The organism is Streptomyces sp. NPDC044921 (assembly GCF_056432865.1).
Genome location: NZ_JBWKIF010000020.1, coordinates 1 through 12,158, shown reverse-complemented (window position 1 = coordinate 12,158; position 12,158 = coordinate 1). Strand labels below are relative to the sequence as shown.

9 protein-coding genes are annotated in these 12,158 nt (G+C 69.1%); 6 read left to right on the top strand and 3 right to left on the bottom strand.

Features of this window, described 5'->3' with window-relative positions; translation table 11 throughout:
• Positions 1-2: 2 nt before the first annotated feature.
• The gene (locus tag AC07DA_RS27350; protein ID WP_479130856.1) at positions 3-734 is read left to right on the top strand and encodes a DUF3159 domain-containing protein; all 732 of its coding nucleotides are present in this window, start codon (positions 3-5) and stop codon (positions 732-734) included.
• 74 nt (positions 735-808) lie between these two features.
• On the opposite strand, the gene AC07DA_RS27345 is transcribed toward AC07DA_RS27350, so the two are convergent.
• Both AC07DA_RS27345 and AC07DA_RS27340 read right to left on the bottom strand, forming a co-directional pair.
• Entirely contained in the window at positions 809-1,486 is a 678-nt protein-coding gene (locus AC07DA_RS27345) for a potassium channel family protein (RefSeq protein ID WP_479130855.1), read from the bottom strand.
• Positions 1,486-2,157 carry a potassium channel family protein gene (locus tag AC07DA_RS27340; protein WP_479130854.1) on the bottom strand — a complete coding sequence of 224 codons (672 nt, stop codon included), beginning with the start codon at positions 2,155-2,157 and terminating at the stop codon, positions 1,486-1,488. Before AC07DA_RS27340 ends, AC07DA_RS27345 begins: the two co-directional genes overlap by 1 nt.
• 259 nt (positions 2,158-2,416) lie before the next feature.
• On the opposite strand from AC07DA_RS27340, the gene AC07DA_RS27335 reads away from it, so the two are divergent.
• From AC07DA_RS27335 to AC07DA_RS27325, 3 genes are all read left to right on the top strand, one after another.
• Positions 2,417-3,352, top strand: a complete 936-nt coding sequence (locus AC07DA_RS27335; protein ID WP_479130852.1) for an adenosine kinase — start codon at positions 2,417-2,419, stop codon at positions 3,350-3,352.
• A 441-nt stretch (positions 3,353-3,793) separates the two neighbouring features.
• A complete protein-coding gene (locus tag AC07DA_RS27330; protein WP_479130851.1) occupies positions 3,794-5,845 on the top strand; it encodes an APC family permease in 2,052 nt (683 codons plus the stop codon).
• Positions 5,846-5,955: 110 nt separating this feature from the next.
• A complete protein-coding gene (locus AC07DA_RS27325) occupies positions 5,956-7,284 on the top strand; it encodes a class I SAM-dependent RNA methyltransferase (RefSeq protein WP_479130850.1) in 1,329 nt (442 codons plus the stop codon).
• A 245-nt stretch (positions 7,285-7,529) separates the two neighbouring features.
• On the opposite strand, the gene AC07DA_RS27320 is transcribed toward AC07DA_RS27325, so the two are convergent.
• Positions 7,530-8,618: a hypothetical protein gene (locus AC07DA_RS27320; protein ID WP_479130849.1), complete on the bottom strand. Its 1,089-nt coding sequence runs from the start codon at positions 8,616-8,618 to the stop codon at positions 7,530-7,532.
• Positions 8,619-9,267: 649 nt separating this feature from the next.
• Between AC07DA_RS27320 and AC07DA_RS27315 the strand changes: the two genes are divergently transcribed.
• Positions 9,268-11,328 carry a GNAT family N-acetyltransferase gene (locus AC07DA_RS27315; protein ID WP_351348400.1) on the top strand — a complete coding sequence of 687 codons (2,061 nt, stop codon included), beginning with the start codon at positions 9,268-9,270 and terminating at the stop codon, positions 11,326-11,328.
• A complete protein-coding gene (locus AC07DA_RS27310; protein ID WP_345576891.1) occupies positions 11,325-11,804 on the top strand; it encodes an ASCH domain-containing protein in 480 nt (159 codons plus the stop codon). Before AC07DA_RS27315 ends, AC07DA_RS27310 begins: the two co-directional genes overlap by 4 nt.
• The last annotated feature ends 354 nt before the right edge of the window (positions 11,805-12,158 follow it).

Sequence of the window (12,158 nt, the reverse complement as noted above, 5' to 3'; positions counted from 1 at the left end):
CGGTGACGTCGCTCGACAAGCCGACCGAAGAGAATTCTGCGGACGACGCCCGGGCGGTGACCGAGGCCGCCCTGTTCGAGGCGTTCGGCGGCGTGCGGGGCATGGTCGAGACGGTGGTGCCCGGCCTGCTGTTCGTCACCATCTACACGATCAACAAGGACCTGCACCTGTCGGCGATCGCGGCGCTGGCCGTGTCGCTCGTGCTGGTCGTGGTCCGGCTGGTGATGAAGGACACCGTCAAGCACGCCTTCAGCGGTGTCTTCGGTGTGGCCTTCGGTGTCGTCTTCGCGATGATGACCGGCAACGCCAAGGACTTCTACCTGCCCGGCATGCTCTACACGCTGGGCCTCGGACTCGCCTACGTGATCACCGCACTGTGCGGGGTGCCGCTGATCGGCCTGATCCTCGGGCCGGTCTTCAAGGAGAACCTCTCCTGGCGCACCCGGAACCCGGGACGCAAGGCGGCGTACACCAAGGCCAGTTACGCCTGGGGCGCGATCCTGCTCGCCAAGTGCGCGATCCTCTTCCCGCTGTACTGGTGGGCCGACACCACGCAGCTCGGCTGGGTCCTGGTCGCCCTGAAGATCCCGCCGTTCCTGCTCGCGGTCTGGCTGACCTGGGTCTTCCTGGCGAAGGCACCCGCGCCGATCGACGTGTTCGCGGAGATGGAGGCGGAGGAGAAGGCCGCCGAGGAGAGGGAACGGCAGGCCGCCGCCCGGTCCGCCGAGCAGTGAGTGCCGGATCCGGCGAAGGAGGGGCGCCCCCGTTGCGGGGGCGCCCCTCCTTCGCCGGACGCGCGGGCCGGGTGTCAGCCCGCCGCGCTGTCCCGGCGCACCGACAGCAGGTCCTCCAGCTGCTCCTCGCGGGCCTGGGCCGCCACGAAGAGGAGCTCGTCGCCCGCCTCCAGGGAGTCCTCCCGGGTGGGGGTCAGCACGCGGGTGCCGCGGATGATCGTCACCAGGGACGTGTCCTCCGGCCACTCGACGTCACCGACCTGCGTGCCGGCCAGGGCCGACTCCTCCGGCAGGGTCAGCTCGACGAGGTTGGCGTCGCCGTGGCTGAAGCGGAGCAGGCGGACCAGGTCGCCCACGCTCACCGCCTCCTCGACCAGGGCCGACATCAGACGCGGCGTGGAGACGGCGACGTCCACGCCCCAGGACTCGTTGAACAGCCACTCGTTCTTGGGGTTGTTCACCCGGGCGACGACGCGCGGGACGCCGTACTCCGTCTTGGCCAGCAGGGACACGACGAGGTTGACCTTGTCGTCGCCCGTCGCGGCGATCACGACGTTGCATCGCTGCAGGGCCGCTTCGTCCAGGGACGTGATCTCGCACGCGTCGGCCAGCAGCCACTCGGCCTGCGGGACGCGTTCGACCGAGATGGCGGTCGGCGCCTTGTCGACCAGCAGGACCTCGTGGCCGTTCTCCAGCAGTTCGCCCGCGATCGAGCGGCCGACCGCGCCGGCTCCGGCAATGGCGACCCTCATCAGTGACCGCCCTCCTGTTCGGGACCCTTGGCGAACGCCGCCTCGACCTTGTCGACCTCGTCGGTGCGCATCATCACGTGCACCAGGTCGCCCTCCTGCAGCACGGTCTGCGAGGTGGGCAGGACCGCCTCGCCGAGCCGGGTCAGGAACGCCACGCGCACGCCGGTCTCCTCCTGGATCCGGCTGATCTTGTGGCCGACCCAGGCGGTGGAGGTGTGCACCTCGGCGAGCTGGACGCCGCCGGTCGGATCGCGCCACAGCGGCTCGGCGCCGGAGGGGAGCAGCCGGCGCAGCATCTGGTCGGCCGTCCAGCGGACGGTCGCGACGGTGGGGATGCCCAGGCGCTGGTAGACCTCGGCGCGGCGCGGGTCGTAGATGCGCGCCGCGACGTTCTCGATGCCGAACATCTCGCGGGCCACGCGGGCGGCGATGATGTTGGAGTTGTCACCGCTGGAGACGGCGGCGAAGGCGCCGGCCTCCTCGATGCCGGCCTCCTTCAGCGTGTCCTGGTCGAAGCCGACGCCGGTGACGCGGCGGCCGCCGAAGGAGGAGCCCAGGCGGCGGAAGGCGGTGGGGTCCTGGTCGACCACGGCCACGGTGTGGCCCTGTTGCTCCAGGTTCTGGGCCAGGGCGGAGCCGACCCTTCCGCAACCCATGATGACAATATGCATCGCGTCACACCGCGCTTCCTGCAGGCCGTCTGACCTTCATGAATGTCGTGCCCATGTCTCTCTTTCGGCTCGCCAGGCAACACGTCGCGGCCTGAGTGCGGGCCGCCAGGCACCATCATGCCGGTGGAATCACGCCATGATGCCCTCCGGGGGCGGTGCCGCGTCCGGCTGCCCGACTCCAACGTATCGGCAAAGCCGGGGGCGTTGCCGGGGGCCCTGCCGGGACCCGGGCACAGCCTCGGGAGGGGGAGAATCTGCCATGACCGTCGAGATCGACGTCCTGGTGCTGGGCGGCGCGGGCGTGGACACGATCGTGCACGTGCCCGCACTGCCGGTGCCCTACGCGGACAGCCACATGATCCGGCCCGGGATCGTGACGCGCGCGGGCCAGAGCGGGGACTTCGTCGCACTGGCGGCCGGCGCTCTGGGACTGCGCACGCACCACCTCGACATGCTCGGCGACGACCCCGAGGGCGAGCTCGTCCGGGCGCTGCACCGTGAGCGGGGCATCCCGCTCACGGCCGTCCCGCAGCCGCTCGGCACCAAACGCGCCGTCAACCTCGTGGACCCGGAGGGGCGGCGGCTGTCCCTGTACGACGCCACGCGCTCGGCGGAGACGGACCGGCTGCCGGAGGCCACGGTGCGGGAACTGGCGGCCGTGAGCCGGCACGCCCACGTCGTCATCACCCAGCCGTGCGGCCACGCGCTGCCGCTCCTGCGCGCGGCGGGCGTCACGATCTCCACCGACCTGCACGACTGGGACGGGGCCGACCCGTACCACCAGCCCTTCGCCCACCAGGCCGACCTGGTGTTCCTCTCCGCCGCCGCCCTGGCCGACCCGGAGCCGGCCATGCGGCGGATCGCCGAGCGCGGCCGCGCCCGGGCCGTCGTCGCCACCGCCGGGGCGGACGGGGCGTACCTGCTGGCCGACGGCGAACTGACCCGCGTACCCACCGCCGCGCCGCCGGCCCCCGTCGTCGACTCCAACGGCGCGGGCGACGCCTTCGCGGCCGCCTTCCTCCACGCCTGGCTCGCCGGCGAACCGCCCCACCGCTGCGCCCTGCACGGCGCGGTGGCCGGCGCCTACGCCTGCACGGTGCCCGCGACCCGGACGGACAGCATCGGACCGGAGGAACTGAAGGCCGGGGTCGCGGCGCTCGAGGCGTCCGTGGCCGGAAACCGGTCGTGCGACTGAAGCCGGTGATGTCGAGCTCGATGCCTTTCGTCGTCTTCGGCGTCGTGGGCTACTCGCCGGTGGCGGTCTGCCCCGGCTGGACGTCGGTCTCCCATGGGAATCGGCAGTGGTGTTCGTTCACGGCCCCTCCTGCTGCTCCTATCGGGCCCCCGGGGCCACGTCCTTGCGGCGACTGATGCTGCGCACGCTCGCCAGGGTGAGGATTCCGAGGACGACGAGTGTGGCTGCGGCGCCGATCAGTTCCGCGGGCGCGTGCATGAGGGCCTCCTGGGGCGGTGACGGCCAGGTCGGGGACGGGCTTAGTCATATAGGCATGGAAGTGACGTGACCTGCGGAATCCGCAGCCGCGGGGGCCCCTGAATTCACTCGGAGAGCAGAGGGAACGCCGATGAGGGGTGGCGGGTGGGCGAGCCCGCGTTCGAACGCTTACGATCCTCTGTTGTGTCCAAACTGACCGACGTGCCCAAACGGATCCTGATCGGGCGCGCACTGCGCAGTGACCGGCTCGGGGAAACGCTCCTGCCGAAGCGCATCGCACTCCCCGTCTTCGCCTCCGACCCGCTGTCCTCCGTGGCGTACGCACCCGGCGAGGTGCTGCTCGTCCTGTCGATCGCGGGCGTGACGGCGTACCACTTCAGCCCGTGGATCGCGGTCGCGGTCGTCGTGCTGATGTTCACCGTCGTGGCCTCGTACCGGCAGAACGTGCACGCCTACCCCAGCGGCGGCGGCGACTACGAGGTGGCCAACACCAACCTCGGCCCGAAGGCGGGCCTCACGGTCGCCAGCGCGCTGCTCGTCGACTACGTCCTCACCGTCGCCGTCTCGATCTCCTCCGGCATCGAGAACCTCGGTTCCGCGATCCCCTTCGTCGTCGAGCACAAGGTCGCCTGCGCGCTCGGCGTGATCGTGCTGCTGACGCTGATGAACCTGCGCGGGGTGAAGGAATCCGGCTCGCTGTTCGCGATCCCCACGTACGTCTTCGTCGCCGGTGTCTTCACGATGCTGGCGTGGGGCGCCTTCCGCGGCCTCGTCCTGGACGACACCATGCGGGCACCGACCGCGGACTACGTCATCAAGCCCGAGCACCAGGGCCTGGCCGGCTTCGCCCTGGTCTTCCTCCTCCTGCGCGCCTTCTCCTCCGGCTGCGCCGCCCTGACCGGCGTCGAGGCCATCTCCAACGGCGTCCCCGCCTTCCGCAAGCCCAAGTCGAAGAACGCCGCGACCACCCTCGCCATGATGGGCCTGCTGGCCGTCACCATGTTCTGCGGCATCATCGCGCTGGCCGCCGCCACCGACGTGCGCATGGCCGAGAACCCGGCCAAGGACCTCGTCCACAACGGCGTCCCGCTCGGCCCGGACTATGTGCAGCACCCCGTGATCGCGCAGGTCGCCGAGGCGGTCTTCGGCGCGGACAGCTTCCTGTTTCTCATCCTGGCCGCCGCCACCGCGCTGGTGCTGTTCCTCGCCGCCAACACCGCCTACAACGGCTTCCCGCTGCTCGGCTCGATCCTCGCCCAGGACCGCTACCTGCCGCGTCAGCTGCACACCCGCGGCGACCGGCTGGCCTTCTCCAACGGCATCGTGCTGCTGGCCGGCGCCGCCGGACTGCTGGTGGGCGTCTACGGCGCCGACTCCACACGCCTGATCCAGCTCTACATCGTCGGCGTGTTCGTGTCCTTCACCCTCAGCCAGACCGGCATGGTCCGGCACTGGAACCGCCACCTGGCCACCGAGAAGGATCCGGCCAAGCGCCGTCACATGATCCGCTCGCGCGCCATCAACGCCTTCGGCGCGTTCTTCACCGGCCTGGTACTGGTGGTCGTCCTCGTCACCAAGTTCACGCACGGCGCCTGGGTCGCCCTGCTCGGCATGGTCATCTTCTACGGGACGATGACGGCCATCCGTAAGCACTACGACCGGGTCGCCGCCGAGATCGCCGCCCCCGACGGCCCGAGCGACGACAGCGTGCGCCCCTCCCGCGTCCACTCGGTCGTGCTGATCTCCAAGATCCACCGCCCGACGCTGCGCGCCCTGGCCTACGCCAAGCTGATGCGCTCGGACACCCTGGAGGCCCTCAGCGTCAACGTCGACCCGGCCGAGACCAAGGCCCTCCAGGAGGAGTGGAACCGGCGCGGCATCGACGTACCGCTGAAGGTCCTGGACTCGCCCTACCGCGAGATCACGCGCCCGGTCATCGAGTACGTCAAGAGCCTGCGCAAGGAGTCCCCGCGCGACGCGGTCTCCGTGATCATCCCCGAATACGTCGTCGGCCACTGGTACGAGCACCTGCTGCACAACCAGAGCGCCCTGCGGCTGAAGGGCCGGCTGCTCTTCACGCCGGGGATCATGGTCACCTCGGTGCCGTACCAGCTGCAGTCCTCCGAGGCGGCCAAGCGGCGCGCCCGCAGGCAGCAGGAGTGGAACGCGCCCGGCTCGGTGCGGCGGGGTCCCGCGCAGGTGCGGTCGAAGGAGACCACCGAGCACAAGTCGTGAGCCGGCGGCTGGTGTGAACCGGCCGGGCGGCAGCCACGTAGACTGGTGGGCTGTTGTCCGGCCGTTTCCGTGCGGCCCTTCCCCCTCACGCGTTATGGAGTCACCCCGCCATGCAGGCAGAACCGAGGAAGTCGCTGGTGGGGGAGGAGTACGAGGTCGAGGTCGGCCCCGTCGCCCACGGCGGCCACTGCATCGCCCGCACGTCCGAGGGCCAGGTGCTGTTCGTACGGCACGCGCTGCCCGGTGAGCGGGTCGTGGCCCGGGTCACCGAGGGCGAGGAGGGGGCGCGGTTCCTGCGGGCCGACGCGGTGCGGGTACTCGACGCCTCCAAGGACCGGATCGACGAGCCCTGCCCCTATGCCGGGCCGGGCCGCTGCGGCGGCTGCGACTGGCAGCACGCCAAGCCGGGGGCGCAGCGGCGGCTGAAGGCCGACGTGATCGCGGAGCAGCTCCAGCGGCTCGCCGGGCTCACCCCGGAGGAGGCCGGCTGGGACGGCACGGTGGTGCCCGCCGAGGGCGACAAGGTGCCCGCGGGGCAGGTCCCGGCCTGGCGCACGCGCGTCCAGTACGCCGTCACGGCCGACGGCCGCGCCGGTCTGCGCCGGCACCGCTCCCACGAGGTCGAGCCGATCGACCACTGCATGATCGCGGCCGAGGGCGTCAGCGAGCTGGGCATCGAGAAGCGCGACTGGACCGGCATGGACTCCGTCGAGGCCATCGCGGCGACGGGCTCCCAGGACCGGCAGGTGATCCTCACGCCGAAGCCGGGCGCGCGCCTGCCCCTGGTCGAGCTGGACCGCCCGGTGTCCGTGCTGCGCGTCGACGAGCGCTCCGGCGGCGTCCACCGCGTCCACGGCCGCCCGTTCGTCCGCGAGCGCGCGGACGGCCGTACCCACCGCGTGGCCAACGGCGGTTTCTGGCAGGTCCACCCGAAGGCCGCGGACACCCTGGTGACGGCGGTCATGCAGGGCCTGCTGCCGCGCAAGGGCGACATGGCGCTCGACCTCTACTGCGGCGTCGGCCTCTTCGCCGGCGCCCTCGCCGACCGGGTCGGCGAACAGGGCGCGGTCCTCGGCATCGAGTCCGGCAAGCGCGCGGTGGAGGACGCCCGCCACAACCTCGCCGACTTCGACCGCGTGCGGATCGAGCAGGGCAAGGTCGAGAGCGTGCTGCCGCGCACCGGCATCACGGAGGTCGACCTGATCGTCCTGGACCCGCCGCGGGCCGGCGCGGGACGCAAGACGGTGGAGCACCTGTCGTCGCTGGGGGCGCGGCGGATCGCGTACGTGGCGTGCGATCCCGCTGCGCTGGCTCGGGATCTGGGGTACTTCCGGGACGGGGGGTACCGGGTGCGGACGTTGCGGGCGTTCGATCTGTTTCCGATGACCCACCACGTTGAGTGTGTCGCGATCCTTGAACCGGCCGCGAAGGGCTCCTGACCTGCGGTTTTGTGTGTGCGCATTATGTGCGGTGTGGGCGTTACGGGCGATATCTTGACGCTGAAATGACGCTCGTGACGCTCATTTGACGCTCGTTCTGATGGTGTGTCACCTAACTGATCGTGCAGATCCTGCTGGGTGGAAGCGGTGCTTCCGAAGGCTGGCTTTGCGGGAACTTGAACGAAAATCAACCGAGTTCCGGACGGCCGTACTTCGGCGGGCTGGACGTTTCGCGGAGCGGGCGCTCAGTAGGTGGGCCCGTAGGGGTTCCAGTGCCCGAGGAAGGGCTTCAGATCGTCGGCTCGTGGTTCGGGGATGTCGGGCAGTCGGGGCGGTGTGCTCTGTGGGTCGAGGCGCTCGATGGTGGCCGCTGCCCAACTGATCCATGATTCGGCTTCGATCCTGGCCTGGCCCGGAGGCATGGCGTCGACACGCGTGCGTACGGCGCTTACGTACTCCGTCAGTCGGGTGGCGTGGCGCCATGCCGCTTCCTGCGCCTCGAAGTGCCTGACGCGGTACGCCTCGGCGTAGCGGATGCGGGCTTCTTCCATGGCGGCTTCCCAGCGGATGCGCTTCTGGCGCGCTGCTTCGATCTCGTCGAGGCGTCTGCGTTCGGCGGCTTCGCCACGGAGCCTGACCTCTTGGGCGATTTCGGCGAGCTGGTCTTCGAGAGGATGGTTGGGGGCGTCGGCCCATTCGCTCGACCGGTGCGGCTGGCCGCCGCTGAGGACGAAGCGGAGTCGTTCGGACGGGGTGTAGTCGTAGCGGGGGATCCTGATCCAGGAGTTCTTCGGGGCGGCGGCGAGTTCCTTCTCGGTGGCGACGTGCTCGGTCCGGTCCTGCTCCTGTAGGACGAGAAACCCCACGGTCTGGCCCTGTGCGGTGATGGTGAAATGGGGAGACGCGCTGCGGCGGCGATGAGATGGCGGCGCGAAGTCGGTCTGTCCGGCTGAGCTGGAGTGCCCATTGGCCTCGACGGCGGTGACCAGTGCATGAATGAGCCGGAGGGCACGTCCTTGGACGGGCTTGGTCAGGCCCAGCGGCTGGGATTCGGCTTGCATGGCCCGGACCACGGTGTGTGGCCGCGCGAGCCGGGAGGGGACGGGGACGGGTTCGAGGACGGCGAGGCGCCAGGAGGGGATGTCGACGAGCTTGATCTCGTACCCGCCAGGGCACCAGCCCCCGTACAACTCCTTCGTCTCCGGGACCCTTCCGGACCTGCGTGCCGCGGCGACGCGGGACGGCCACTTCTCCAACTCCGGCCCGTTACCGCTCTTGACGATCCGCCCGCCGGCGTCCGCGAGCTCCTGCAACAGCTGCTCCGTGAACGTCACACGAGGTTGTGCGGGAGGGCCTGGCTTACGTGCGGCGGCCGGAGTCTCCTGCGCCCGGGTGGACTGGGGTCGTGGAGCGGTGGCTTGGGCCTTCCTCGGGCGAAACTCACGGGGAGGGTAGGTGCCGTGCGCCAGATAGTGTCGGCCTGCACTCGTAAGGGCTGCGCTCCACTGCCCTCCCTTCCGGGAGACCGTGACCAGGCCCCGGTTCTGCAGTGCCTGACAGGTGGTCTTGTAGGAGCTGGTCTCCCAGACGCCCGCAGGGCACCCGTCTTCCACCCACTGCAGCACCGACAGTTGCCGTTCATTGACCTGCCGTTCCAATGGCCCGCCTTCAACTCGAGGTTGACGAACGACGGCGGCATGTTGTCAGTTTCGTTCCTCAGCGACGGTTGGTTCGAAAAAGTCGCTCGAACGAGCGGGAGTGACGTGGACCGTGTCTAAGTCCGTGCGGTCGGCGTCATCACCGTTGCCGTCAGCTCGGCCTCCCTGACCTGCTGGCGAGTCGGCCATGGCGGCGGTGAACGAAACAAGAGCGGATGGGTTCCCGCCAGTTAGCCGGTTTTGATCAATCAGTGGCTCGCCACTGACGCTGTTGGGCAGTATGCCGTCCTGGGGCATTGTCGGTTGAGGGAACCGGAGGGGGAACATGGCGATCAGAGTGCTGCCGGTGTCTGCGGAACAGTCGGAGCTGCTGGACGCGGTTATCGCTTTGGGTAACCGGTATACGAAGTATCTCGGGCTGCTCACGCCTCCTGCCTACCGTAAGCACGCCGAGGACGGCGGCCTGCTGGTGGCCGTGGATGACGAAGAGGTCGTCGGCTACGCGCTCTTCGGGCTGCCCAAGCGGAGTCTGTATGTGCGGCTGGCTCATTTGTGTGTGGCTGAGGAACACCGAGGTAAGGGTGTCGCTCGTGAGCTGATCGACGCGATCCGCGCGCGGCACGCTCATCGGCTCGGTATCCGTGCCAAGTGCCGGCGCGACTACGGGCTCAGCGGCATGTGGACAGCGCTGGGTTTCGTTCCCAAGGGTGAGAGCCTGGGGCGGGGCAAGGACAAGGAGACGCTGGACACGTGGTGGCTCGATCTGGGACACGAGGATCTGTTCGCCGAGGCCCAGAGTGATGCGCTTCTGGTGGTGACCGTCGATCATGGCGTGTTCGCCGGGCTGCGCGGTGCGGGAACGGAACGCGCCGTTGAGGAGTCCCGTGCTCTCGCGGCAGGATGGCTTGCCGACCTGATCGAGCTCGCGTTCACTCCGCAGCTTCTGCACGATGTGCGTGATGTCGAGGAGCGTGCGGCGCGCAATCATCAGCGTGCGGGGCTTGCCGAGTTGCGGTCACTGTCTCCCGACAGCGCTGCCGTGGCCATCCGCTTGGAGGAGCTGGCCGCGGCAGCGAGGAAGGAGCTGCCTGCTGTTCCCCTCGATGATCGGCAGCGTGCCCGCTTGCGCTACGTGGCCGAGACGTCGTGTGCCGGGCTCCAGGTGCTGGTGACGCGCGATCCCGCACTAGCGGCTCTAGCGGACATCGCCTGGGACGTCGCACGGGTCAAGGTCGTCTCCCCGGCGGTGGTCACGCTGCATGTGGACGAATTGCGCCAGGCCCAGGTGTACCGTCCTGCGGATCTCATGGGCACTGCCTTCTCCGCCGAGGAGATCGCGCCAGGCGGTGAAGGAGAGCTGGTCGCCTTCTTCGACCAGGCTGAGGGCGACCGTGGAACGGGCTTCGCGGAGCGGCTGAAAAGCCTCGCCAATGACGGGGTGCTGTGGCGCAGGGAGTTGCTCCGGGATGGAGAAGGGCACCCGGTGGCCCTTTACGTCTGGGCGATGGACGGCCGCACGTTGAACGTCGCGTTCCTCCGTACGGCGTCGCACCCGCTGGAGGAGACACTTGCACGGCAACTGCTGTTCATGCTCAAGCGCCTTGGCCGGGAGCGAGGGGCGCAGGCGGTCCGTATCACCGATCCGTTCCTGTCTCCGACGGCTATGGCGGCTGCCGGCGCCGACGGCTTCACCGAGGACGAGAGCGGCTTCACCGCGCTTCTGGTCGACGTCTGCGGACCTGCTGAAGCGGTCTCGGAGAAGGCTGCGGAGATCGCGGGGCGGATGAGGCGGTCGACGCCACGGCTGGATGCTCGTGTGTCGCCCGAGATCGCGAGCGTGGCCGAGCGGGTGTGGTGGCCGGCCAAACTGATCGACACGGCCCTCCCCTCCTTCATCGCGCCCATCAAGCCGCGCTGGTCCACGGAGCTCTTCGACGTTCCGGCCATGCTGGTTCCCCGTGACGACGTACTGGGCATCAACCGCGAGCATGTCTACTACCGCTCGTCCGGACACCGCGGAGAGAGCGTTCCCGCCCGAATCCTGTGGTACGTCAGTGAGGGGACTTCTGGGCAGCAGGGCAAGATGGTCATCGGCTGCTCGCGCCTCGACGAGGTGGTCATCGACGACCCCGACACCCTCTTCTCGCGATTCGAACACCTGGGCGTATATGGTCATGCCGAAGTGCGTGCCGCAGCCGATGTGTCGGGCAAGGCCATGGCGTTGAGGTTTTCGGACACGGAGATCTTTCCCGTACAGGTGACGCATGCACGAGTGACCGCGTTGGCCAAGGGGCTGGGGCTACGGTGGGTACCGCCAATGCAGCTGTCAAAGATCAGCAACGCGCTGTTCCAGGCCATGTACGAAGAGGGGCACCGAAAGACGTGAGTGATCCGGAGCGCGCGATGCTGCTGTCCGTCCACCCTAGGTTCGCCACGGCGATCCTGGCCGGAACAAAGACGGTCGAGGTCCGCCGACAGCGCGTCGCCGTCCTGCCTGGAACTCCAGTACTCCTCTATGCGACCGCGCCCACGATGGCCATCGTGGGCATGGCTCGGATCGCTTCTGTGCAAGTGGCCTCCCCGCGGGAGGTCTGGTCGGCCAGCCGCACGAGTGCCGGGATCAGTCGTCGCGAGTACGACGAGTACATGAGTGGAGCGACTCAGGCCAGCGGTCTGTTGCTCAAGGAACCGATCACCTTCGAGGACCCGGTAACGCTGGCCGCGCTGCGAGCCTCGGGACCGTTCCATCCACCGCAGAGCTACCGGTACTTGACCGGTGAAGATCTTCGGAAGGTTGCTGAGGCGGCACCGGTGACCGGGGCGGCCCTTCAGGGCGCATTGAAGGACCTGACGCCAGCCTAGGCCGAATACACCTGCTCAACATGCGGGAGAGGATGCGCTAACGTCAGGGCGCGCGCCCGCCTCCCTCGCCGACCTGACCCAGGCCCGGACGGCTTGACCAGCCGAATGTCAACGCCCGCCATCCGAATGGTCGGCCGAGCATCGACCCGGCTACCGCCCGAGCGCTGTTTCTCACCGCCGAGGCGACTGCCGACCCAGGCGGGTCGGGCGAGGGCTACTCACTGGTGCCGTGGGTCGCGTGGTTGAGGTGTGCACCAGACTAGTACTGCAACGGTCCTTGCCGTGACTGATGGCCAGGTCGGTCGTTGGTGTGGTTATGGGTGGGGACCTTGCTGATGTCAGGCTGTGGGCGGG

Coding starts and splice junctions, on each gene's coding strand:
- AC07DA_RS27345 (WP_479130855.1), bottom strand. CDS start 1,486: ATGAGGGTCGCCATTGCCGGAGCCGGCGCGGTCGGCCGCTCGATCGCG.
- AC07DA_RS27340 (WP_479130854.1), bottom strand. CDS start 2,157: ATGCATATTGTCATCATGGGTTGCGGAAGGGTCGGCTCCGCCCTGGCC.
- AC07DA_RS27335 (WP_479130852.1), top strand. CDS start 2,417: ATGACCGTCGAGATCGACGTCCTGGTGCTGGGCGGCGCGGGCGTGGAC.
- AC07DA_RS27325 (WP_479130850.1), top strand. CDS start 5,956: ATGCAGGCAGAACCGAGGAAGTCGCTGGTGGGGGAGGAGTACGAGGTC.
- AC07DA_RS27315 (WP_351348400.1), top strand. CDS start 9,268: ATGGCGATCAGAGTGCTGCCGGTGTCTGCGGAACAGTCGGAGCTGCTG.